Origin of the sequence: Xylophilus sp. GOD-11R (assembly GCF_033546935.1) — a bacterium.
GTDB lineage: Bacteria > Pseudomonadota > Gammaproteobacteria > Burkholderiales > Burkholderiaceae_C > Xylophilus.
The window spans coordinates 2,725,808-2,748,604 of sequence record NZ_CP137854.1 but is presented as its reverse complement, the minus strand read 5'-3'; the positions used below and the strand labels follow the sequence as shown (position 1 = coordinate 2,748,604).

General features: G+C 68.5%; 16 protein-coding genes. 10 read left to right on the top strand and 6 right to left on the bottom strand.

The window, feature by feature from the left end; translation table 11 throughout:
- Positions 1 to 41 precede the first annotated feature (41 nt).
- From R9X41_RS12885 to R9X41_RS12865, 5 genes are all read left to right on the top strand, one after another.
- The gene (locus tag R9X41_RS12885) at positions 42 to 6,029 is read left to right on the top strand and encodes an alpha-2-macroglobulin family protein (protein WP_412556596.1); all 5,988 of its coding nucleotides are present in this window, start codon (positions 42 to 44) and stop codon (positions 6,027 to 6,029) included.
- Between the two features lie 20 nt (positions 6,030 to 6,049).
- Positions 6,050 to 8,197, top strand: a complete 2,148-nt coding sequence (gene pbpC, locus R9X41_RS12880; RefSeq protein WP_412556705.1) for a penicillin-binding protein 1C — start codon at positions 6,050 to 6,052, stop codon at positions 8,195 to 8,197.
- Between the two features lie 69 nt (positions 8,198 to 8,266).
- Positions 8,267 to 10,537 carry a diguanylate cyclase domain-containing protein gene (locus R9X41_RS12875; RefSeq protein ID WP_318630860.1) on the top strand — a complete coding sequence of 757 codons (2,271 nt, stop codon included), beginning with the start codon at positions 8,267 to 8,269 and terminating at the stop codon, positions 10,535 to 10,537.
- Between the two features lie 108 nt (positions 10,538 to 10,645).
- Entirely contained in the window at positions 10,646 to 11,815 is a 1,170-nt protein-coding gene (locus R9X41_RS12870) for an alpha-hydroxy acid oxidase (RefSeq protein ID WP_318630859.1), read from the top strand.
- Positions 11,816 to 11,827: 12 nt separating this feature from the next.
- Entirely contained in the window at positions 11,828 to 12,388 is a 561-nt protein-coding gene (locus R9X41_RS12865) for a hypothetical protein (RefSeq protein ID WP_318630858.1), read from the top strand.
- Between the two features lie 16 nt (positions 12,389 to 12,404).
- Here R9X41_RS12865 and R9X41_RS12860 read toward each other — a convergent pair whose 3' ends face one another.
- The 4 genes from R9X41_RS12860 to R9X41_RS12845 all read right to left on the bottom strand — a co-directional run bounded on the left by R9X41_RS12860 (position 12,405) and on the right by R9X41_RS12845 (position 16,200).
- Positions 12,405 to 13,634 carry an AI-2E family transporter gene (locus R9X41_RS12860; protein WP_318630857.1) on the bottom strand — a complete coding sequence of 410 codons (1,230 nt, stop codon included), beginning with the start codon at positions 13,632 to 13,634 and terminating at the stop codon, positions 12,405 to 12,407.
- A 76-nt stretch (positions 13,635 to 13,710) separates the two neighbouring features.
- Positions 13,711 to 14,265: a flagellar transcriptional regulator FlhC gene (flhC, locus tag R9X41_RS12855; protein WP_318630856.1), complete on the bottom strand. Its 555-nt coding sequence runs from the start codon at positions 14,263 to 14,265 to the stop codon at positions 13,711 to 13,713.
- A gap of 123 nt (positions 14,266 to 14,388) precedes the next feature.
- Entirely contained in the window at positions 14,389 to 14,715 is a 327-nt protein-coding gene (gene flhD / locus R9X41_RS12850; RefSeq protein ID WP_318630855.1) for a flagellar transcriptional regulator FlhD, read from the bottom strand.
- A 345-nt stretch (positions 14,716 to 15,060) separates the two neighbouring features.
- Positions 15,061 to 16,200, bottom strand: coding sequence for an aromatic ring-hydroxylating oxygenase subunit alpha (locus R9X41_RS12845; protein ID WP_318630854.1), 1,140 nt, complete (start codon positions 16,198 to 16,200; stop codon positions 15,061 to 15,063).
- A gap of 293 nt (positions 16,201 to 16,493) precedes the next feature.
- Here R9X41_RS12845 and R9X41_RS12840 point away from each other — a divergent pair, with 293 nt between their 5' ends.
- The 4 genes from R9X41_RS12840 (at position 16,494) to R9X41_RS12825 (ending at position 20,853) form a co-directional block, all read left to right on the top strand.
- Positions 16,494 to 16,751: an exodeoxyribonuclease VII small subunit gene (locus R9X41_RS12840; RefSeq protein WP_318630853.1), complete on the top strand. Its 258-nt coding sequence runs from the start codon at positions 16,494 to 16,496 to the stop codon at positions 16,749 to 16,751.
- Positions 16,748 to 17,680: a polyprenyl synthetase family protein gene (locus tag R9X41_RS12835; RefSeq protein WP_318630852.1), complete on the top strand. Its 933-nt coding sequence runs from the start codon at positions 16,748 to 16,750 to the stop codon at positions 17,678 to 17,680. Before R9X41_RS12840 ends, R9X41_RS12835 begins: the two co-directional genes overlap by 4 nt.
- A 33-nt stretch (positions 17,681 to 17,713) precedes the next feature.
- Positions 17,714 to 19,645 carry a 1-deoxy-D-xylulose-5-phosphate synthase gene (dxs, locus tag R9X41_RS12830; protein ID WP_318630851.1) on the top strand — a complete coding sequence of 644 codons (1,932 nt, stop codon included), beginning with the start codon at positions 17,714 to 17,716 and terminating at the stop codon, positions 19,643 to 19,645.
- A 125-nt stretch (positions 19,646 to 19,770) separates the two neighbouring features.
- Positions 19,771 to 20,853 carry a TRAP transporter substrate-binding protein gene (locus tag R9X41_RS12825; RefSeq protein WP_318630850.1) on the top strand — a complete coding sequence of 361 codons (1,083 nt, stop codon included), beginning with the start codon at positions 19,771 to 19,773 and terminating at the stop codon, positions 20,851 to 20,853.
- Between the two features lie 2 nt (positions 20,854 to 20,855).
- Here the strand turns inward: R9X41_RS12825 and R9X41_RS12820 are convergent, their stop codons facing one another.
- Positions 20,856 to 21,236, bottom strand: coding sequence for a gamma-glutamylcyclotransferase family protein (locus R9X41_RS12820; protein WP_318630849.1), 381 nt, complete (start codon positions 21,234 to 21,236; stop codon positions 20,856 to 20,858).
- Between the two features lie 134 nt (positions 21,237 to 21,370).
- On the opposite strand from R9X41_RS12820, the gene R9X41_RS12815 reads away from it, so the two are divergent.
- Positions 21,371 to 22,102 (top strand): glutathione S-transferase, encoded by a 732-nt coding sequence (locus R9X41_RS12815; protein WP_318630848.1) that lies wholly within the window; start codon positions 21,371 to 21,373, stop codon positions 22,100 to 22,102.
- A 21-nt stretch (positions 22,103 to 22,123) separates the two neighbouring features.
- Here the strand turns inward: R9X41_RS12815 and R9X41_RS12810 are convergent, their stop codons facing one another.
- Complete coding sequence (locus R9X41_RS12810) at positions 22,124 to 22,777, bottom strand: methyltransferase (RefSeq protein WP_318630847.1); 654 nt, start codon at positions 22,775 to 22,777, stop codon at positions 22,124 to 22,126.
- Positions 22,778 to 22,797: the final 20 nt, after the last annotated feature.

Sequence of the window (22,797 nt, the reverse complement as noted above, 5' to 3'; positions counted from 1 at the left end):
CGCAGATGTAATGGAGTGGGCTAGGCTTGCCGGTCGTCCAAATGCCTCGAAGGGCCTCAGTGCAGATCCCACGATTCTTCCATCGCGCGTCCGGCATCGTTCTCTTTCCGGTCTTTCTGCTGCTGTCGGCCGGAGCGGCGCAGGCACTGCAGATCACCGCCTTCACGCCGCAGGGCGAGGTGGCGCAGGTTCGCCAGGCCGTGGCCAGCTTCGACGCGCCGGCCGTGCGGTTCGGCGACCCGCAGGCGGCCGCTCCGCTGCAGATCGTTTGCGATGGCGGCTCTGCTCCCGCCGGCCAGGGGCGCTGGCTGAGCGACCGGCGCTGGGCCTGGGACTTCGCTGCCGAGTTGCCCGCAGGCACCAGTTGCCGCGCCACGGTACAGGCCGCGTTCCGGTCGCCCACCGGTGAGGCGATCACGCCCGGCGCGGGTTTTCGCTTCGGCACCGGCGGTCCGTTCGTGCAGATGGTGCAGCCGGACACCGAAGAGCGCATCGACGAGCAACAGATCTTTCTGCTGCGCCTCAGCGGCCCGGCCACGACCGCCAGCCTGCTGGCCAACACCTGGTGCCAGGTCGAAGGCCTGGGCGAACGGGTGCCGGTGCGTGCGGTCGACGGCCCGCAGCGCGATGCCGTGTTGCGGTCGCAGGGCCTGACCAGATCGGCCGCCGCCAGTCCGCTGGTCTTTCCGACCATTGCCTGCAACCGCACCATGCCGGCGGCCGGACGCGTCACCCTGGTCTATGGCCGTGGCGTGGCATCCCCCGGCGGCACCGCCAACCGTGTCGAAAAGCGCTGGCAGTTCCGGGTGCAGGAGCCGTTCCAGGCCGAGCTTTCGTGCGAACGCGAGAACGCCCAGGCCGCCTGCATGCCGATCCGGCCGCTGTCGCTGCGCTTCAATGCGCCGGTGACCCGCAAGATGGCGGCCAGCATCCGGCTGGTGTCGCCGCAGCGCAGCCTGGAGCCGGTGTTCGACGAAAAATCAGCGCCCGACGACGCGGTGGTCGACTCGATCCGCTTCACCGCGCCGCTGCCCGAGCGCACCAGCTTCACGCTCACTTTGCCGGCCAACTTCCAGGACGCCGCCGGCCGGCCGCTGCGTAACCCGGCCGCGTTTCCGATGACGGTGGCCACGGCGGCCTACCCGCCGCTGGCCAAGTTCGCGGCGGCGCCTTTCGGCATCGTCGAGCGTTTTGCCGAGCCGGGCAGCGAGAAGACCGGCAAGGCGATGCTGCCCGTGACGCTGCGCAACGTGGAGGCCGGACTCGGTCTGCAGGGTGTGTCGCCCGGCCGGCCTGCCGGCACGGTGACCGACCTGCGGCCGCAGAGCGATGCCGAGATCCTGGCCTGGCTGGCCAAGGTGGAGCGCTACAACGACGCCACGGTGCCGCGCGAGCAGGCCGCACGCGAGGTGCGCGGCCCCTTGCCGCCGACGCTGCCGGAGCGCGAGGGCATCGAGTCGCGCGCAGTCTCGCTGCTGGCGGGCCTGGAAGGCGCGCGCACCCTGGCGCTGCCGGCCAGCGAGGCGGGCGATCCGCGTCCTTTCGAAGTCGTCGGCATTCCGCTCGACCCGGGCTTCCACGTGGTCGAGATCGCCTCGCCGCGCCTGGGCCAATCGCTACTCGATCCCGCCTACGGTGCGCAGCGGCCGATGTACGTGCGCACGGCCACGCTGGTCACCAACCTGGGCGTGCATTTCAAGCTCGGCCGCGAAGGCGCCATCGCCTGGGTCACCACGCTGGACCGGGGACGGCCGGTAGAGGGCGCGCGGGTGCGGGTGTCGGACTGCGCCGGCAAGGAAATGGCGCAGGCGGTCAGCGACGCATCGGGCATCGCCCGCTTCGACGGCCTGTCGTCCGAGCCCGCGCGTTGCGGCGCGCTCGGCGTGAAGGCCTGGGAATGGCGCCAGGCGTATTTCGTCAGTGCGCGTGCGGCCGACGACCTGGGCTTCGTCTGGAGCGACTCGATGCGCGGCATCGAACCCTGGCGATTCGGCGCTCCCACCAGCCGCGCCGCCATGCCCGACCTGCGCACGCACACCGTCTTCGACCGCACCCTGCTGCGCGCCGGCGAGACCGTGTCGATGAAGCACCTGCTGCGCCGCGAGACGGTGACCGGCTTCGCCGCGCCGACCGTCGTGCCGCCCACCCTGGTCATCACCCACGACGGCAGCGGCCAGGAATTCACCCAGCCCCTGGCCTGGCGCAAGACGGCGACCGGTGGCAGCAGCGCCGAAAGCAGCTTGGCGCTACCGCCGACCGCACGCCTGGGCAGCTACAGCGTGGCCCTGCGCTACGACCGTACCGCGCCGCGTGACGCCGAATATGCCGAGAACGATCCCACCCGCGGCCTGGTGCTGCCCGCCGGCTCCTTCCGCGTCGAGGCCTTCCGCCTGCCGGTCTACCAGGGGCGCATCGCGCCGGTCGAGCAGAAGCCGCTGGTGCGGCCCGAGACGGTGCCGGTGCAGTTGCAGATCGGCTATGTGGCCGGCGGCGCGGCGGCCAACCTGCCGGTGCAGGTGTCGGGGCTGGTGCGCGGCAAGTCGCTGCAGTTCGCCGACCAGGAGGGCTTCAGCTTCGAGCCGCCGCGTGCGCGCCGCGACGACTCCGGCAGCGATGCCGGCGAGGAAACCGCGCAGGCGGCCGACGACGCCAGGGTGGTCGCCGACAAGCTGCCGGTGGTGCTCGACCGCAACGGCGCCGGCAAGGTCACCATCGACGGTCTTCCGCGCGACGGCCAGGCGCGCGAACTGCTGATGGAAGCCCGCTACGCCGATCCCAACGGCGAGGTGCAGACGCTGCGCTCCACCACCACGCTGTGGCCGGCGGCGGTCATCGCCGGCATCCAGGCCGAGGGCTGGGTGTCGGTCGACCGCAAGGCGAGATTCCAAGCGCTGGCGCTGGGCCTGGACGGCAAGCCGCAGGCGGGGGTGGCGCTGTCGGTGAAGGCCGCGGCGCGCACCGTCACCACCAGCCGCAAGCGGCTGGTCGGCGGCTTCTACACCTACGACAACCACACCGAGACCCGCGACCTGGGCGAGGTCTGCGCCGGCAAAAGCGATTCGCGCGGCCTGCTCGACTGCGAAGCGTCGCTGGCCCAGGCCGGCGAGGTGGAGCTGGTGGCGACCGCCCGCGATCGCGACCATCACCAGGCGCAGGCGGCCACCTCGGTCTATGTCACCGGCCAGGGCGAGGTCTGGTTCGGCGGCGAGGAACACGACCGCATCGACGTGCTGCCCGAGAAGAAGAGCTACCAGCCCGGCGAGACCGCGCGCTTTCAGGTGCGCATGCCGTTCCGCGAAGCCACGGCCCTGGTGGCGGTGGAGCGAGAGGGCATCGTCGAACACCGCGTGGTGCAGCTGCGCGGGCGCGACCCGACGCTGGACTTGAAGGTGGGCGAAGGCTGGGCGCCCAATGTGTATGTGAGCGTGCTGGCGCTGCGTGGCCGTCTGCGCGAAGTGCCCTGGTACAGCTTCTTTACCTGGGGCCTGCGTTCGCCGCGCGAATGGTGGAGCGCCTTCCGCTTCGAAGGGCGCGACTGGGTGGCGCCGACGGCGCTGGTCGACCTGAGCAAGCCCGCCTATCGACTGGGCATGGCCGAGATCCGCGTCGGCGGCACGGCCCACCGCATCGACGTCAAGGTGGCCGCCGACAAAGAAAATTACCCGGTGCGTGCCCGGGCGCAGGTCACCATCAGCGCCACGCTGCCCGGCGGCAAGCCGGCGGCCGGCGCCGAGGTGGCGCTCGCGGCGGTTGACGAGGCCCTGCTCGAACTGCTGCCCAACGACAGCTGGAACCTGCTCGACGCCATGCTGCAGCGCCGCGCCTGGGGCGTGCAGACGGCCACGGCGCAGATGGACATCGTCGGCCGCCGCCACTACGGCCGCAAGGCGGTGCCGGCCGGCGGCGGAGGCGGGCATGCGGCCACGCGCGAACTGCTCGACACCTTGCTGCTGTGGAATCCGCGCGTGGTGCTCGACGCGCAGGGCAGGGCGGTGGTGGAAGTGCCGCTCAACGATGCGCTGACACGCTTTCGCATCGTCGCGGTGGCCGATGCCGGCGTCGGCCTGTTCGGCACCGGGCAGACCACCGTGCGAGCCACGCAGGACCTGCAGATCGTCAGCGGCCTGCCGCCGCTGCTGCGCGAAGGCGACCGGTTCCGCGCGCAGGTCACGCTGCGCAACACCACCGGGCGCGCGATGAAAGTGGAGGTGGCCGCCCGCGCCGCGCCGCTGGAGCTGGCCACGCAGACCATCGAGATTGCGCCCAACGAGGCGCGCGAAGTCGCCTGGGAGACGGTGGCGCCGGCCATCGCCGACGATGCCCGTGAACGTGCGCTCGAATGGGAGATCACGGCCCGCGACACCACGGCGGGCAGTTCCGCGAGCACGGCGCGCGACGCCCTCAAGCTGCGCCAGCGCATCGTGCCGGCGGTGCCGCTGCAGGTCGGCCAGGCCACGCTGGTGCAGCTCGACGGCAGCTATCGCCTCGACGTGGCGCCGCCCGCCGAGGCCTTGCCGGCCACCGGCGCGAAGCGCGGCGGCCTGCGGCTGGCGCTGCGCCCCCGTCTGGCGGACGGCCTGCCCGGCGTGCGCGACTGGTTCCTCGGCTATCCCTTCGCCTGCCTCGAACAGCAGGCCAGCAAGGCGATCGGCCTGGCCGATGCCGTGATGTGGGGCAAGGTGACAGCCGGCCTGCCGGGCTATCTCGATGCCGACGGCCTCGCCAGCTATTTCCCGCCCCGCGAGGAACATGGCAGCCGGGGCAGCGACACGCTCACCGCCTATCTGCTGGCCGCCGCGCACCAAGCCGCATCGACACGACCGCAATTCACGCTGCCGGCCGAGGCGCGTGAGCGCATGCTGCAGGCGCTGACCGCCTTCGTCGAAGGACGCATCCAGCGCGACTTCTGGAGCCCGCGCAAGGACCTGGACGAACGCAAGCTCGCCGCGCTCGAAGCCCTGTCGCGCTACGGCCGTGCGCAGGGCCGCATGGTCGGCAGCATCACGGTGGCGCCGAACCAGTGGCCGACCCATGCGGTGATCGACTGGCTGCAGTTGTTGCAGCGGGTGGCCGACGTGCCACAGCGCCAGCAACGGCTCGACGAGGCGCGCCAGGTGCTGCGCGCGCGGCTGTCGTACCAGGGCACGCGGCTGGTGTTTTCGACGGAGCGCGAGGACCGCTGGTCCTGGCTGATGGTCGACGGCGACGTCAACGCCGCACGCCTGCTGCTGGCGGTGGTGGACGACCCGGCCTGGAAGGACGACCTGCCGCGCCTGGTCGCCGGCCTGGTCGAGCGCCAGCGCGGCGGTGCCTGGAGCACCACCACCGCCAATCTGTGGGGCAGCCTGGCGCTGCAGCGTTTCTCGGCCAGGTTCGAGTCGCAGCCGGTCGCCGGCAGCACCCGGGCCTCGCTCGGCGCAGCGAACGCGACGCTCGACTGGAGCCGGCCGCCGGCCGACCAGCCACTGACGCTGCCCTGGCCCGCCACCGGCGCCGGCACGCTGGAGGTGACGCAGCAAGGCGCCGGCAAGCCGTGGCTCACGGTGCAGGCGCTGGCCGCGGTGCCACGCACGCAAGCCCTGTCGGCCGGCTACACGCTGCGCAAGACCATCACGCCGGTCGAGCAGGCGACCCAGGGCGTCTGGACCCGCGGCGACGTGCTGCGGGTGACGCTGGAAGTCGACGCCTCGGCCGACATGCGCTGGGTGGTGCTGAGCGACCCGGTGCCGGGCGGCGCAACCATCCTCGGCAGCGGGCTGGGGCGCGATTCGGAGATCGCCACGCGCGGGGAGAGTAAGTCGGCAGGCGGCTACGCCGACACCTCGCCGGCCTACGAAGAGCGCGGTTTCGAGGCCTACCGCGCTTATTACGAGCACCTGCCCCGTGGCAAGTCGAAGGTGCAATACACGGTACGTCTGAACAATGCCGGAAGCTTCGGCATGCCGGCCTCACGGGTCGAGGCGATGTATGCGCCCGAGGTCTTCGGCGAAGCGCCCAACGCGCGGCTGCAGGTGGAGGTGGCGAAATAAGCGCTGCCTTGCGACGAGTCCTGGCGCTGGCCCTCGTGGCCGGCGGGCTGTGCTGCGCCCAGGCGGCGCATGCCGTGCCGAGCTTCGACGAAGTACGGCGCGACTACCGACCCTCGGACCTGCGCGTGCTCGACCGGCAAGGCGAGCTCCTGCAGCGCCTGCGCACCGACGCCACCGTGCGGCGCGGCGAGTGGACGGCGCTCGCCGACATTTCGCCCGCGCTGCGTTCGGCCTTGCTCATGTCCGAAGACCGGCGTTTCTACGAACACAGCGGCGTCGACTGGCGCGCGGTGACGGCGGCGGCCTGGGGCAATCTCTGGAACAGCCGCACCCGGGGCGCGTCCACCATCACCATGCAGCTCGCCGGCCTGCTCGACGAGGACTTGAAGCGCGGCGGCTCGCGCGGGCTGGTGCAGAAGATGGGGCAGGCGGTGGGCGCGGAGCAGCTCGAACGCGGCTGGCGCAAGGACCAGATCCTGGAGGCCTATCTCAATTCCGTACCGTTCCGGGGCGAGATCGTTGGTATCGACGCGCTATCGCGCACGCTCTTCGGCAAGGCGCCGCAGGGCCTGGACGCACGCGAATCGGCCCTGGCCGCCGCGCTGGTGCGCTCGCCCAATGCGGGCCGGGCGGCGGTGGCGCGCCGGGCCTGCGAGCTGCTGCGGCAGATGGAGCCGGAGCAGCGGCCGGACTGCCTGGCGCTCGACCTCTTCGCCGAAGCCGCCTTGCGCCGTCGCGCCTTCGCGGCCGGCGAGGGCATCGCGCCGCACCTGGCGCGCCAGGCGCAGCGACAGGCGGGCGCGAACGCATCGCCGGTGCGCACGACGGTGTCGGCGCCGCTGCAACGCCTTGCCTCACTGGCGCTGGAGCGCCAGTTGCGCGAACTGCGCGGCCGCCATGTGCAGGACGGCGCGGTGCTGGTGCTGGACAACCGCAGCGGCGAGGTGCTGGCCTGGGTGGGGTCGTCCGGTGCGATCAGCGAATCGCCCGAGGTCGACGGCGTGCTGGCGCGCCGCCAGCCGGGCTCCACGCTCAAGCCGTTCCTCTATGGGCAGGCGATCGCCGAGCGCCGCTTGACGGCGGCCTCGCTGGTGCTCGATTCGCCCGAGCAGATACCCACGGCCGGCGGCCTGTACGTGCCGCAGAACTACGACCGCCGCTTCAAGGGCGACGTGTCGGTACGCACCGCGCTGGCCGCATCGCTCAACGTGCCGGCGGTGCGCACGCTGGTGATGGTCGGCCCCGACGCCTTCTTCGCTCAGCTGCGCGCGGCTGGCATCGAACTGCCGGAGTCCGGCGGCTACTACGGCTACAGCCTGGCGCTGGGCAGCCCGGAAGTCTCGCTGCTGCAACTCACCAACGCCTACCGCATGCTGGCCAACGGCGGCATGGTGTCGCCTACGCGTCTGCTCGCCGGCCAGCCAGCGCCGGCCGGACCGACTGCGCCAAGGGCGCTGGACGCGGGGGCCGCCTTCATCGTGGGCGACATGCTGTCCGACCCCGACGCGCGCTCGCGCACCTTCGGCACCGACAGCCTGCTGGCCACCCGCTTCTGGACGGCGGTGAAGACCGGCACCAGCAAGGACATGCGCGACAACTGGGCGGTGGGCTGGTCGCAGCGCTACACCGTCGGCGTCTGGGTCGGCAACGCGGGCGGCGATGCGATGTGGGATGTCAGCGGTGTCTCGGGCGCCGCGCCGGTCTGGGCGGAGGTGATGGCCTGGCTGCACCGCGACACGCCGAGCCGGGCACCCGCCGCGCCGCCCGGGGTGCAGCGGCGGGCGATCCGTTTCGGCGCCGGCCTCGAAGCGCCGCGTGGCGAGTGGTTTCTGGCCGGCACCGCGCAGCCGGTCTTCGAACGCGCCGACTCGGACGGCGATGCGCCGGCCGATACGAACCCGCCGCGCATCCTGGAGCCGGCCGCCGGCACCATCGTCGCGCTCGACCCCGACATCCCGCCGCGTCACCAGCGAATCTGGCTGGTGGCCGCGCAGGCCGGCGCACGATGGCGCATCGACGGCAAGCCGGCCGGGCAAGGTGCGCGGCTGGCCTGGATGCCCTGGCCCGGACGCCACCGCATCGCGCTGGTCGACGCCGACGGGCGCGAGCGCGATGCCGTCTCTATCGAAGTGCGGGGCGCGGGCGTTCGCTCGGGGAAACCCCGCTGACGCACCGCGCCCGGTGGGCGGTCACTAGAATGGCCGCTTCCTCGCGGACTCTCGCGCTGCTCGCAAGCCATGTTCTCGTCACCACGACGTACCTTCGCGCTTCTGGCCCTGGTGCCCATCATCTCCATCGCCGCACTGTTCGGCATGCTGGTGCTCGACGGCCGCCAGGACCTCACGCGCAATATGCGCCAGAGCAACGCCAACCTGGCCAACACGGTCGAAGAGAACATTCGCCGCGTGCTCGATTTCTATGACCGCTCGATTCTGGGCGTGCTCGAGGAAGTCGCCAAGCCCGAAGTCATGGCCCTGCCGTCCGACATCCGTCAACGCGTGATCTTCGACAAGGCGGTATCTGTCAACGGCGTCTCGACGATGTTGGTAGCCGATGCCAACGGACAGGTCGTCATGACCTCCAGCCAGGCGCCGGGCGCGAGCGCCATCGCCATCGCCGACCGCCCCTACTTCATCCACCACCGCGACAACCTCGACCCCGGGCTCTACATCAGCGAGCCCATCATTTCGCGCCTCGACAACCAGGCCGTCATCGTGCTGAGCCGTCGCATCAGCCTGCCCGACCGCAGCTTCGGCGGCGTGGTGGTGCTCCAGCTCAAGATCCGCAGCCTCGACGAACTGTTCAACGCGGTGAACCTCGGCGACGGCGGCCGCATCACCCTGTTGCGCGAGGACGGCGTGGTGCTGTCGCGCTTTCCCGCCGACAAGGAAACCGCCGGCCAGTCGCTGGCCACCAGCCCGATCCTGGCGCGCTTCAAGGCCGGCGAGAACAACTTCGAAGCGAAGTCGGTGGTCGATGGCGTGGACCGCTTCTACGTCTTCAAGGCCTTCGACCGCTATCCGCTCATCATCACCGTGGCGCAGGCCACCGAACTTCCCTATGCGGGCTGGCGCCAGCGCACCTTCGGCGAAGGCCTCATCACGCTCACCCTGATGATCGGCTGCACGGCGCTGGCCTGGCTGTTCCTGCGCGAACTCGAGGCGCGGCAGCAGACCGCCTACCGCCTGCGCAACGCCGAGCGCGACCTGCGCACCATCCTCGACGGGCTGCCGTCCATGGTGGCGTACTGGGACAAGCACCTGTTGATCCGCTTCGCCAACAGCCTCTACATGAAGACGCTGGGTGCCGACACCACCGACAACGGCGAGCCGGTGGGCGGGTTGATCGAGGGCCAGCGCCTCGTGGGCATCAATGCGCCGTATTTCGAGCGTGCGCTGGCCGGCGAACGCCAGGAATTCGAAACCCCGCTGACCGACGGCGAAGGCCGCCGCCGCTACCTCCTGGTGAGTTTCGTGCCCGATGTCGAGGACGGCGTGGTGCAGGGCGTCTTCGTGCAGGCCACCGACATCAGCGACCGCAAGGCCGCCGAAAGCCGGCTGCTCGAGGAGAAAGAACGCATCCGCGTGACGCTGGCCTCGATCGGCGACGCGGTGGTCAGCACCGACAGCGAAGGCCGGGTGACCTATCTCAATCCGGTCGCCGAGATCATGAGCGGCTACACGCCCGAAGAAGCCATCGGCCGCGAGGTGGGCGAGGTGTTCCCGCTGCACGACGGCGACAGCCCCGAGCCGGTGCGCAACCCGGTCGCCCAGGCGCTGGCCGAGCAGCGCATCGTCACCCCCTCGCAGAGCGCCAGCCTGGTCAATCGCCGCCAGTTGCGCTTCGACATCGAGGACACCGCCGCGCCCATCCACGACCGCGACGGCCGCACCCTCGGCGCGGTGATGGTGTTGCGCGACGTCACCGCCGCCCGCGCCATGGTGCTGCGCCTGGCGCACCTCGCCCAGTACGACGCGCTCACCAGCCTGCCCAACCGGGTGTTGCTGTTCGACCGCGCCCAGCAGGCGGTGGCGCGCGCGCGGCGCGAGAAGACCACCCTCGCGCTGATGTACCTCGACCTCGACGGCTTCAAGGACATCAACGACTCGCTCGGCCACGACGCCGGCGACGCGGTGCTGGTGCAGTTCTCCGCGCGCATGTCGGCCGCGCTGCGCTCGTCCGACACCCTGTCGCGCCAGGGCGGCGACGAGTTCGTGGTGCTCGCGCCGATGGTGGCCGACGTCGGCGGCGCGGAGATCCTCGCAACCAAGCTGGTCGAACTGGCGGCCGAGCCTTTCCTGGTGGGCGAACATGCCTTGCGCGTCACCACCAGCCTGGGCATCGCGCTGTTCCCGCAGGACGGCGACACCTTCGACCTGCTGGCCCGCCACGCCGATGCCGCCATGTACAGCGCCAAGCGCGCGGGCAAGAACCAATACTGCTTCTACTCACCCGACATCGCCCGCCACACCGAGCAGCGCTTCGCCGAGCACCGGCACGACCGCTGACCGCAGCGTCGGCACACGCCGCCTGAATAGATTTCCGCCGATGGGAAATTTCTTCATCGACGCCGGCCCGGCCCGCCCGCTAGGATCGGCCCCGAATTTCGCCACACCATGACCGACCTCAGCAAGATCACCCACATCGACGTGCTCCAGCGCATCGCTCGCCGCCGCGTGCCGCGCATGTTCTACGACTATGCCGATTCCGGCTCGTGGACCGAGGGCACCTACCGCGCCAACGAAAGCGACTTCCACAAGATCCTGCTGCGCCAGCGCGTGGCGATCAACATGGAGAACCGCAGCACGCGCAGCACCATGATCGGCCAGGACGTCGCCATGCCGGTCGCCCTGGCACCCACGGGCCTTACCGGCATGCAGCACGCCGACGGCGAGATCCTGGCCGCGCGCGCGGCCAAGGCTTTCGGCGTGCCGTTCACGCTGTCGACCATGAGCATCTGCTCCATCGAGGACGTGGCCGAGGCAACCGACCGGCATCCTTTCTGGTTCCAGCTCTACGTGATGCGCGACCGCGGCTTCATCGAACGCCTGATCGACCGCGCCAAGGCCGCCAACGTCAGCGCGCTGCAGCTCACGGTCGACCTGCAGATCCTCGGCCAGCGCCACAAGGACATCGTCAACGGCCTGAGCGCGCCGCCCAAACCCACGCTCACCAATTTGCTCAACCTGGCCACCAAGCCGCGCTGGTGCTGGAACATGGCGCGCACCCATCGCCGCACCTTCCGCAACATCGCCGGCCATGTCGACGGCGTGACCGACCTGTCCAAGCTGTCGGCCTGGACCGCGCAGCAGTTCGATCCGCAGCTGAACTGGGGCGACGTGGAATGGATCAAGCGCCGCTGGGGCGGCAAGCTGGTCATCAAGGGCATCATGGACGTCGAGGACGCCCGCCTGGCCGTCGACTGCGGCGCCGATGCGCTCATCGTCTCCAACCACGGCGGTCGCCAGCTCGACGGCGCGCCGTCTTCCATCTCGGCCTTGCCGCGCATCGCCGACGCGGTCGGCCATGACATCGAAGTGTGGATGGACGGCGGCGTGCGCAGCGGCCAGGACGTGCTGAAGGCCCGCGCACTCGGCGCGCGTGGCGTGCTGATCGGTCGGCCGTTTCTCTACGGCCTCGGCGCCTTCGGGCAAGCGGGGGTCACACGAGCGCTGGAGATCATCCACAAGGAACTCGACATCACCATGGCGTTCTGCGGACGGACGGACATCGAGAGGGTCGACACGTCCATCCTGCTCGACGGGCGGCGGGACTGGTTTCGCTGAAAGGACATCCAAATGAGCGCCGTCTTTCCTGCACTGATCGGACTGGCTGGCGTCGTCGTCGGTTGGTTCATCAACCATTGGTTGACGGGTCGGCGCGAGGAGCAGCGCAGGCGGCTCGAATTGCAGGTCAAGCACCTGGAGCGACAGATCGAGGAACTCTACGGCCCGCTCGCCGCAGCGCTCTACGAAGGCAAGCGCACTTTCGTCGATCTGCTGGAGACCCTGCGGCGGGATCACGTCTTCGATGACGAAGGCGAGATTTCCGAGGAGGACCTCAAGACCTGGCTATTCTGGGTGGACACCGAGTTCCTGCCGCGCAACCACGAGATCAAGCAGTTGCTGCGCAGCAAGGCCCACCTGATCGACTCGAACGAGTTTCCGGAAAGCCACGTGGCGTTTCTGGACCACTCCAATTCATGGGCGGTGTCGCATCGGCGCTGGAAAGCGCAGCAGGTGCCGTACTCGTGGCACTCAAAGATCGAATGGCCGAACGACTTCGAGGAAGAAGTGCTGGCCACCTTCCACCGCTTGAAGAAACGGCATGCGCGACTGATCGGGGCCTTGTCGCAGTAGCGCGTGGAGGCCGGCCTCAGGCGCTCATCAACTCGCCCACCGGCTTCAGGTCTTCGACCCGGTCGCAGATCGCCTTGGCGACCATCATGATCGGAATGCCCAGCAGCAATCCCCAGGCGCCCCAGAGCCAGCCCCAGACCAGCACGCTGGCGAACACGACGACCGGATTCATGCTGCTGGCCCGGCTGGTGAGCCAGGGTGTCAGCAGCTGGCCGATGACGATGTGGATCAGTACCGAAGCGCCGCCAATCGTCAGCGCCATGTCGGGTGTGCCGAACTGCAGGAAGGCGACCAGCGCCGAACCGCCGGTGACGAGCGTGGAGCCCACATACGGCACTAGGTTGAGCACGCCCGCAGCGATTCCCCAGACCGGCGCGTACTCCAGGCCCAGCGCCCAATAGGCCAGCCAGGTCGCCACACCGACCAGCAGGCTCATCAGCAACTGCACCAGCAGGTAACGCTGGATCTGCCCGGTGATCTCGTCGAGCACCTCCACCGTGATTTTCTTGCGGGTGAGGCTCGGGCCGGTGATCTTCACCAGCTTGCGGCGGAAGGTGTCGCCAGCGCAGAGGGCGAAGAAGGTGAGGAAAAGCACGACCGTCATCTGGCCGGCGAGCGTCGCCAGGCCGACCGTGCCGCTCCAGAGGAAGTCGCGCACGTTGAAAGGCTGGCGCTCCACGATCACCCGGGTCACACCGCGCACCGGCGTCTGCTGGCGTGACTGCGCGGCCAGCTCCAGCTGCGACGCGGCTTGCTGCACCGTGTCGAGCGTGCTGGGGCCGCGGTTGGTGTCGGCCATGGTGTCGCGCAGCTTGCGGGCGGCGACCGGCAGTGTGTTGACCAGATCGGCGGCGTCGTCGCTCAACCAGTAGGCGGTGCCTCCGATGGCACCGAGGATAGACATCAGAAGCACCGCGGCGCTCAGGGCGCGCGGAATCCGCAACCGCACGCCGATCTCGACCACGGGCGAGAGCGCATAGGTGACGAGGAGGGCCAGCACCAGCGGAATCAGGACGGCGGCCGCCCAGTGCAGCGCCCAGAGGCTGGCCAGTGCGGCCACGACGACGAGGGAGACGCTGCGGACGTTGATCGGTGTCTGCAGCAGGATGCGAGGACGGTCGGGGTCGCCGTCTTCGGGTTCTGGCAGGCGGATGGCGAAGTCTTCGGCGCCAGGGATGGGCTGTGCGCCCGGTGGGAGTCCTGCGGGGGGAGGGCGGTCTACGACTTGGGCGACAGGTTCGGGCATCGCAGAAATTCTGCCGTGCGCCCCCCCGATGACATGTAGGCGGACACCGGCTTATCGGCCGGAGGGCCCCGCCGGATCAATGCAGCATCAGCGCGCCGGCGGCCTTGCTCTTGCCCGCGCGGGCCGGCGGGTTGCACAGGCCGCACTGGAAGTGGCGGGCGTTTTCATAGGGCTCGGTGACGAAGCCACCGCCGCACAGCGAGCACCTGGTCAGCGCCAGCATCTGCGCGTCGACGAACTTCACCAGGCGCCATGCGCGGGTGAAGGACAGCAGGGCTTCGATCTCGGCGGCTTCCACCTGTTCGGTGTAGAGGCGGTAGGCCTTGGTCAGCACGTCCACCGGGTCGAGCGACGCGCCCTTGGACAGGTATTCGTAGATGTTCAGGAACAGCGAGGAGTGCACGTTCTCCTGCCAGGTCAGGAACCAGTCGGTCGAGAAGGGCAGCTGGCCCTTGGACGGCGACTTGCCGGCGATCTCTTTATAGAGTCGGATCAGCCGTTCATAGGACAGCGAGGTTTCCGATTCCAGCACCTGCATGCGGGCACCCATGCGAATCAGCGCGGCGGCACGTTCGATCTGGCGCGACTCGTTGAGAACGCTCTTGACGACGGGGGCGGCGGCTGCGGTCATGAATACTCCAAGCGTGAAAGCGGACTGTCTTATCGAGAGATACCGTAGAGCCGGCTTTGCCGGGCTACCGGTATCGCCCCTTGAGGGGTAGGCGAAGACACGAAGTGCGAAGCCTGGGGGGAGTCAAAGCACTTCGGACACGCGGCCAGCCATCAGGATGTTGGCGTGCAGGCGGTTGGTGGCTTCGTTGCCCACCTTCTTCGGCGAGTGATTGGTCAGCAGACTCCAGACCATGTCGTCGTCGACGCGGAAGCGGCACAGCAGGGTGTTGCCGGAAGCCAGCTTCAGAATCTGGGCGGAAGACAGCGAGGCGAGCAGGTCGGCGCTCTCTTCGTTCAGGCCGAGGCGAAAGACGGCTTCCGCCTTGTCCTGGCGAACCAGGCTCTGGGCCAGCATCAGGTAGGTCAGGTTGGCTTCGCGGATCTCGGCAAGCATTTGTTCGCGGGTCATGGTGGGGTCCCTTTCGAAGTCAGTTCCGGATTCGCAAGCTGCTTTGACACGTTGTCTGCTGCTCGATCCGATGAATTGAATTGTGAAGACACCCCATTCGGAAATTAAGTCGGGGAAGCGTCATCCGCGATGTCTCGTTTCGCGTCGTCCATGTAGGAATTTGCCTTACACGAAATGAAGCGTCTGTACCTGCTCCACGAAGGGAAGTCACCTGCTGCGATCCTCGGATAACCACAGGAAATCGAGGCCTTTTCGCTGTTGCAAACGTAGGACGGCGCTGACTGGAATCGGACGAAAAAAATCCGGCCAAAGCCGGATTTGCAAGACGCGTTGATGAGCGCCTTTTCAGCGCAAGCCGGGCTGCGGCCCGAGCGCTTTGCGGTACCACTCGTGGAAGTGCTGCATGCCGTCTTCCATGGGGCTCTGGTAAGGGCCGCGCTCGTCGTCACCGCGCTGCAGCAGGGCCTTGCGACCGGCGTCCATGCGTTCGGCGATCTCGTCGTCTTCCACGCAGGTTTCCATATAGGCGGCCTGCTGGGCCTCGACGAACTCGCGCTCGAAGGCGACGATTTCCTCGGGGTAGAAGAATTCGACCATGTTGAGCGTCTTGGTCGGGCTGACCGGATGCAGCGTCGAGACGGTCAGCACGTGGGGATACCACTCCACCATGATGTGCGGGTAGTAGGTGAGCCAGATCGCGCCATACTTCGGCGGCTCGCCCTTGCGCCACGACAGCAGCTGTTCCTGCCAGCGCTGGTAGACCGGGCTGCCGGCCTTGCCCAGGCGGTTGGCCACGCCCACGGTCTGCACCGAATACTGGTCGCCGAACTCCCAGCGCAGGTCTTCGCAGGTCACGAAAGAGCCGAGGCCGGGGTGGAAGGGGCCGACGTGGTAGTCCTCGAGGTAGACCTCGATGAAGGTCTTCCAGTTGTAGTCGCACTCGTGCAGCACGACGCGATCGCGCACCATGCCGCCGAAGTCGAGGTCGGCGCGCGGCCCGAGCCGGGCCAGGTCGGCCGCGACATTGCGCGAGCCGGCCTCGAACAGCAGGCCGTTCCACTCCTGCAGCGGGTAGTTGCGCAGGTTCAGGCAGGGGTCTTCGGCGAAATGCGGCGCGCCGAGCAGTTCGCCCTTGGGCGAGTAGGTCCAGCGGTGCAGCGGGCAGACGATGTTGCCGCCGGCGTGGCCGGGCGCGGTGCGGTCGAGCGAGCCGGCGCCCTTGAGCATGACCGCCTGGCGGTGGCGGCAGACGTTGGAGACGAGATCGACGCCGCCCTGGGCGGTGCGCACCAGGGCACGGCCTTCGCCTTCCTGGGGCAGGGCGTAGTAGTCGCCCTTTTCGGGCACCGACAAGGCATGCCCCACGTAACGGGGCCCCTGCTGGAAGAGGCGTTGCTTTTCGCGCTGGAAAAGCGCCTCGTCGAAATAGCTGTCTACTGGAAGTTGGCTTGCGGCCTGCTGCAGTCGAAGACTTAAATCAGACATGGGTGACCTGACCTAAAGACTCCCCACAGGGAGAAGAACAAGGAGAGAAGTGCGTCGCAAAAACCGGTGGTGGCCGGAAGAAACCGGGCTGGAACCGTCAATCGCAGCCCGTCGAACGATCACGTCGAAAAGAAACGCCGGCGACGAAGGCCGGCGGTACTGAGGGGTGGATTGTACCCCGGGGCTTCCCACCGAAGCCGGGATGCAGGCTATCTGCTGCAACCGTTACCGAAAGCATCGCCAGCCGGCCTAAAATCTTCGGTTTTTGCCAAGCGAAGACCTCGCCGTCGCTCATGCCCAAGGCGCCCAACGCCCCCGAATCCGCCACGCCGCCGGCCGATCTTCCCGCAAGCTACGAGGCTGCCCTCGCCGAGCTCGAACAGCTCGTCGCCCGGCTCGACGCCGGGCAGCTGCCGCTCGACCAGCTGCTGGCCGGCTACCGCCGTGGCGCCGCGCTGCTGGCTTTCTGCCGAGAGCGCCTGCAGGCGGTCGAGCAGCAGGTGCAGTTGCTCGATGGCGACACCCTCAAGCCCTGGAATCCGGCCGGATGAGCGCTGTCGTCTTCGATCTCGACACCTGGAGCCGCGCATCGCTGGCCCAGGTCGAGACCGCGCTCGGCCGCTGGCTCGCCGAAAGCACCGATCCCGCCCTGGAGACGCTCAACGCGCCGATGCGCTACGCGGTGCTCGACGGCGGCAAGCGGCTGCGTCCGCTGCTGGCGCTGGCTGCACGCGAGGCAGTGGCCTCGCACGACGGCGACGCGCGCGCGGCCGATTTCGACACCGCCGCCTTGCGTGCCGGTTGCGCGGTCGAGCTGATCCACGCCTATTCGCTGGTACACGACGACATGCCCTGCATGGACGACGACGTGCTGCGACGGGGTAAGCCCACGGTCCACGTCAAGTTCGGCGAAGCCGGCGCATTGCTGGCAGGCGACGCCCTGCAGGCGCTGGCCTTCGAATGGCTCACGCCCGCCGACGGCTCCGTGCCGCCCGCCGTGCAGGCGGCGCTGTGCGCACGGCTGGCCCGCGCGGCCGGGCGCGGCGGCATGGCCGGCGGCCAGGCCATCGACCTGGCGAGTGTGGGCATCGCACTCGACGAACCCACGCTGCGCCACATGCACAGCCTGAAGACCGGCGCACTGCTGCAAGCTTCCATCGCCATGGGCGCGGCCTGCGGTGCCGCGCCGGCGAGCGCGCTGAGCGCACTGGAAACCTACGGTGCCGCGCTCGGCCTGGCCTTCCAGGTGGTCGACGACATCCTCGACGTCACGGCCGACTCCGCCACGCTGGGCAAGACCGCCGGCAAGGACGCCGCCGCCGACAAACCTACCTACGTATCGCTGCTCGGCCTCGACGGCGCCCGTGCCCGCGCGAGCGAGTTGCACACCCGGGCGATGGCCGCCCTGCAGGAGAGCGGCCTGGCCGATACCCAGGCGCTGGCCGCGCTGGCCGGCATGGTGATGCACCGCGACCACTGAGCCGGAAACGAACAGAGCCCCACCCGAGACACCATGTCCTCCCAATCTCCTGATTCCCCGGCAACGCCCACGCCCGCATTCGTCTCGCCGGACGGCCGCCCGCTGCTTTCGCGCATCTACAGCCCCGCCGACCTGCGCGCGCTGCCGCGCGAACAGCTCGACGCCCTGGCCACCGAACTGCGCAGCTTCGTGCTCGAAAGCGTGGCGCGCACCGGCGGCCATCTCAGTTCCAACCTGGGAACGGTCGAGCTGACCGTGGCACTGCACTACGTGTTCGATACCCCGCGCGACCGCATCGTGTGGGACGTGGGCCACCAGACCTATCCGCACAAGATCCTCACCGGCCGGCGCGAACGCATGGGAACGTTGCGCCAGCAGGGCGGGCTCTCGGGCTTTCCGCAGCGCGCGGAAAGCGAGTTCGACACCTTCGGCACCGCGCATTCGTCCACCAGCATCTCGGCGGCGCTGGGCATGGCCATGGCCGCGCGCCAGAAGGGCGAGGACCGCCACGCCATCGCGGTGATCGGCGACGGCGCCATGACCGCCGGCATGGCCTTCGAGGCGATGAACAACGCCGGCGTGCTCGACGGCCGGCTGCTGGTGATCCTCAACGACAACGACATGTCGATCAGCCCGCCGGTGGGCGCACTCAACCGCTACCTGGCCCAGCTGATGAGCGGGCGTTTCTACGCGGCGACCAAGAACGTCGGCAAGTCGGTGCTGCGCGCAGTGCCGCCGCTGTTCGAGCTGGCCAAGCGCTTCGAGCAGCACGCCAAGGGCATGGTGGTGCCGGCCACGCTGTTCGAGCAGTTCGGCTTCAACTATGTCGGGCCGATCGATGGGCACGATCTCGAATCGCTCATTCCCACGCTGGAAAACCTGCGCGAACTGCGCGGGCCGCAGTTCCTGCACGTGGTCACCCGCAAGGGTCAGGGCTACAAGCTGGCCGAGGCCGACCCGGTGGCCTACCACGGGCCGGGCAAGTTCGACCCGGCGGTGGGGCTGGTCAAGTCCACCGCGCCGTCCAAGCCCACCTTCACCCAGGTGTTCGGTCAGTGGCTGTGCGACACGGCCGCCCAGGACACCCGGCTGGTCGGCATCACCCCGGCCATGCGCGAAGGCTCCGGCCTGGTCGAGTTCGAACGACGCTTCCCGGAGCGCTACTACGACGTCGGCATCGCCGAGCAGCACGCGGTGACCTTCGCCGCCGGCCTGGCCTGCGAAGGCGTGAAGCCGGTCGTGGCCATCTACAGCACCTTCCTGCAGCGCGCCTACGACCAACTGGTGCACGACGTGGCACTGCAGAACCTGCCGGTGCTGTTCGCGCTCGACCGCGCCGGGCTTGTCGGTGCCGACGGCGCCACGCACGCAGGCGCCTACGACATCGCGTTTTTGCGCTGCATTCCCAACATGGCCGTGGCCTGCCCGGCCGACGAGCGCGAATGCCGCCAGTTGCTCACCACCGGCTACCAGCACGCCGGCCCGGTGGCCGTGCGCTATCCGCGCGGCGCGGGCGTGGGCACCGTGCCGCTGGCGTCGCTCGAAGGCTTGCCCTTCGGCAAGGCCGAGATCCGTCGGCAGGGCGCCAGCGGCATCGCCGTGCTGGCGTTCGGCACCTTGCTCTATCCGGCGCTGGAAGCGGCCGAACGGCTGGACGCCACGGTGGTCAACATGCGTTGGGCCAAGCCGCTCGACGTGGAGCTGCTGCTGCAGGTGGCGGCCGCGCACCATTCGCTGGTGACGGTGGAAGAGGGCGCGGTGATGGGCGGCGCCGGCAGTGCCGTGGCCGAGGCGCTGCAGGCGCAAGGCGTGCTGCGGCCGCTGCTGCAGCTCGGCTTGCCCGACACCTTCATCGAGCATGGCGACCCGGTGCGGCTGCTGTCGCAGGCCGGGCTGGACGCCGCCGGCATCGAGGCCTCGATCGCCCGGCGCTATGTCGGCCGGCCCATGCTTGCAGAAAGCTGAAGACACGCGCCGAACCTGGGAAAACCCTTCCGGAGACCATGAAAACCCATTCCTAGAATGCCCCGCCGAGACGCCGCCACGAGCGCCCGGCACCACACATTTCGTGTCCAACACAGGAGGCATTCATGGATCGTCGTTTCATCATCAAGAACGCGGGTATCGCTGGCGTGCTGGCGGCCGGCGTGGCCCCGGCGGTCCATGCCCAGGCAGCGGTGCGGTGGCGCCTGGCCTCGAGCTTTCCCAAGTCGCTCGACACCATCTACGGCGGCGCCGAGACCTTCGCCAAGAAGGTCGGCGAGATGACCGGCGGCAAGTTCCAGGTCAGCGTGCATGCAGCCGGCGAGCTGATGCCGGCCTTCGGCGTGGTCGACGGCGTGCAGCAGGGCTCCATCGAGGCGGCGCACACGGCCGGTTATTACTTCTTTGGCAAGAACGAGGCTTTCGCCATCGGCGCGGCGATTCCGTTCGGCATGAACTCGCGCCAGCTCACCTCATGGATGTTCGAGGGCAACGGCCTCAAGCTCACCCGTGAGTTCTATGCCAAGTACAACGCGGTCAACTTCCCCTGCGGCAACACCGGCGCCCAGATGGGCGGCTGGTTCCGCAAGGAAATCAAGACCCCCGACGACATCAAGGGCCTGAAGTTCCGCATCGGCGGCTTCGCAGGCCGGGTGATCGAACGCATGGGCGGCGTGCCGCAGAACATTCCCGGCGGCGAGATCTACCAGTCGCTCGAAAAAGGCACCATCGATGCGGCCGAGTGGATCGGACCGTACGACGACCAGAAGCTCGGCTTCAACAAGGTGGCGCCGTACTACTACTACCCCGGCTGGTGGGAAGGCGCGCTGCAGCTCGACCTGCTGGTGAACCAGAAGGCCTACGACGCGCTGACGCCCGAATACAAGGCGGTCGTCGAAAGCGCCGCTTCGGAAGCCCACGTCGTCATGCAGGCGCGCTACGACGCCCGCAACCCGACCGCGCTGAAACAGCTCGTTGGCGCCAAGACCAAGGTGCTGGCCTTCCCCAAGACCGTGCTGGACGCGTCCTTCAAGACCGCGATGGAGGTCTATGCCGACCTCGACAAGAACAATCCGGACTGGAAGAAGATCTACGCGGACTACCGCACCTTCCAGAAGGACCAGCTGCTCTGGTCGCGCTTTGCCGAAGCGCGTTTCGACAGCTACATGCAGGGCGTGCAGCTGCCCTGATCTCAGATGTCCGGCCCGCTCGCGGGCTGGCGCGCGTCCAGGTAGGCCCAGGCCAGCGTGCCCGAGGCCAGCCGTACCCGGTCGCGGCGGTAGTCGGCCACTTCGTAGGCATCGGCATGGGCCAGTTCGGCCGGCGTGACGGCGAACACCGTGCCGTCCACGCCGTCCTGCGGCCGGCCGGTCGACACCAGCATCGGGTGATGCGTCTTGCCGCTGGTGGCCAGCACCTGTGCGTCGGTGATCTCCAGCAGGCCGGTGATGTAGCCGGGCAGGCGGTCGAGACGACCCGAAAGGCGCCGTCCGAAAGTGGCGATCTGGACCGGCTCCAGTTGCAGGGTGCCGTAGGAGAAAAGAAATTCGCTGGGCTCGGTGGTCGTGGTCATTCGGGTCGGGCGGAACTGGTGGCTGTCGTACACAGCGGTTCAGGAAACGGAGACGAACCTGCGGCGCCGCGACGGACGCCGACGCATGACTCTAGCCGAGGCGCGGGCGCGCGCCCTCGCACGATCGTGGCGACATGACATACGAACTCCATTACTGGCCGACCATCGAGGGTCGAGGTGAATTCGTGCGCCTGGCGCTGGAAGCCGGCGGCGCGGCCTATATCGACGTCGCGCGCGGCGACAAGTCCCAGGGGCGGGGCCTGGACCGGAGCGTGGCGCTCATGGAAGACCCTGGCCAGGCGCGCCCGCCGTTCGCCATGCCCTATCTGCGCGATGGTGATTTTCTGGTCGGCCAGACCGCGGCGATCCTGCAGTACCTCGCGCCTACGCTCGGCCTGGTGGCGGCGGATGACAAGGCCCGCATCTGGACGCAGCAGATCCAGCTGACCATCGCCGACATGGTGGTCGAGGCGCACGACACGCATCACCCGGTGGGCGCTGGCGCCTATTACGAAGATCAGAAACCCGAGGCGCTGCGCCGCTCGACGGAGTTCTGTCGCGAGCGCATGCCGAAGTTTCTCGATTGGTTCGAGCGCGTCCTGACGCGCAATCCGGACGGCCCGGATTTTCTGGTGGGGTCGGCGCTGAGCTATGCCGATCTATCGCTCTTTCAGCTGGTCGCAGGCCTGCAATATGCGTTTCCGAGAGCCGCGGCGTTGGTGTTGGCAGAAGCACCAGCGGTGCTCGCGTTGCACGAGCGGGTATCGGTCTTGCCGAAGGTCGCGGCGTACCTCGCCAGCGATCGACATATTCCGTTCAATAACGACGATGTCTTTCGGCGATATCCGGAGCTGGATATTCGATAGCGGGTGGGCTGGATCGGCAATCTATTTGGTTGCCGTGAGAAATAGATTGCCGGCGGCATCCCCGCGATATTGCACCGTGGAAAAATCGACCATTCTCAGCCACTGTACATATTGGCGGGTCGAATAACGATTTATTTCGTGCGGCGACAGGGGCGCGGCGTCGTGCGGAGAAGCGGAGCCCGGTTTGACATACCGCATGGCATCGCAGGCGTTTCCATAGACGATCAAGCGGCCGAATGGCGGCAAGGCGGCGTGGATCTTGCGCAGCAGAAATAGCACCAGTTCCGGCGGCAGCATTTCGATCACGTGCGACAGTTGCATGACCGGAAACCCGCTGGGCAGCGCATCGGCCAGAAAGTTGCCCGAGTGTGCCCCCAGGTCCCGCGACTGGCCGCTGGCCCGGAAGATCTCGAGCGCATGCTCGCAGACCGGCGGGAGGTCGAACACGGTGATGCGAATGCGCGGAACTTCTTCCTTCAGCAGGCTGGCCACGAAACCCGGCCCGCCGCCGATGTCGAGCAACTGGTCGATCTGGCGGAGTTCGGGTGCGTTGAAGTACAGCGGCCGGCAATCGCGGTGCACCGGCGGCATGACGGTGGCGGGTGGCTCTGCGGGGGCGCCGGCGGCAGGACTCGCGCGTCTGGTCTTCGCGAACGATGCGTGGGGATCCGGCATGTGTGATTCCATTCTGTCGA

Bases quoted from the DNA above. Each gene is read 5' to 3' on its own strand.
- R9X41_RS12885 (WP_412556596.1), top strand. From the start codon at position 42: ATGCCTCGAAGGGCCTCAGTGCAGATCCCACGATTCTTCCATCGCGCG.
- R9X41_RS12875 (WP_318630860.1), top strand. From the start codon at position 8,267: ATGTTCTCGTCACCACGACGTACCTTCGCGCTTCTGGCCCTGGTGCCC.
- R9X41_RS12870 (WP_318630859.1), top strand. From the start codon at position 10,646: ATGACCGACCTCAGCAAGATCACCCACATCGACGTGCTCCAGCGCATC.
- R9X41_RS12865 (WP_318630858.1), top strand. From the start codon at position 11,828: ATGAGCGCCGTCTTTCCTGCACTGATCGGACTGGCTGGCGTCGTCGTC.
- R9X41_RS12860 (WP_318630857.1), bottom strand. From the start codon at position 13,634: ATGCCCGAACCTGTCGCCCAAGTCGTAGACCGCCCTCCCCCCGCAGGA.
- flhC (WP_318630856.1), bottom strand. From the start codon at position 14,265: ATGACCGCAGCCGCCGCCCCCGTCGTCAAGAGCGTTCTCAACGAGTCG.
- flhD (WP_318630855.1), bottom strand. From the start codon at position 14,715: ATGACCCGCGAACAAATGCTTGCCGAGATCCGCGAAGCCAACCTGACC.
- R9X41_RS12845 (WP_318630854.1), bottom strand. From the start codon at position 16,200: ATGTCTGATTTAAGTCTTCGACTGCAGCAGGCCGCAAGCCAACTTCCA.
- R9X41_RS12840 (WP_318630853.1), top strand. From the start codon at position 16,494: ATGCCCAAGGCGCCCAACGCCCCCGAATCCGCCACGCCGCCGGCCGAT.
- R9X41_RS12835 (WP_318630852.1), top strand. From the start codon at position 16,748: ATGAGCGCTGTCGTCTTCGATCTCGACACCTGGAGCCGCGCATCGCTG.
- dxs (WP_318630851.1), top strand. From the start codon at position 17,714: ATGTCCTCCCAATCTCCTGATTCCCCGGCAACGCCCACGCCCGCATTC.
- R9X41_RS12825 (WP_318630850.1), top strand. From the start codon at position 19,771: ATGGATCGTCGTTTCATCATCAAGAACGCGGGTATCGCTGGCGTGCTG.
- R9X41_RS12820 (WP_318630849.1), bottom strand. From the start codon at position 21,236: ATGACCACGACCACCGAGCCCAGCGAATTTCTTTTCTCCTACGGCACC.
- R9X41_RS12815 (WP_318630848.1), top strand. From the start codon at position 21,371: ATGACATACGAACTCCATTACTGGCCGACCATCGAGGGTCGAGGTGAA.
- R9X41_RS12810 (WP_318630847.1), bottom strand. From the start codon at position 22,777: ATGCCGGATCCCCACGCATCGTTCGCGAAGACCAGACGCGCGAGTCCT.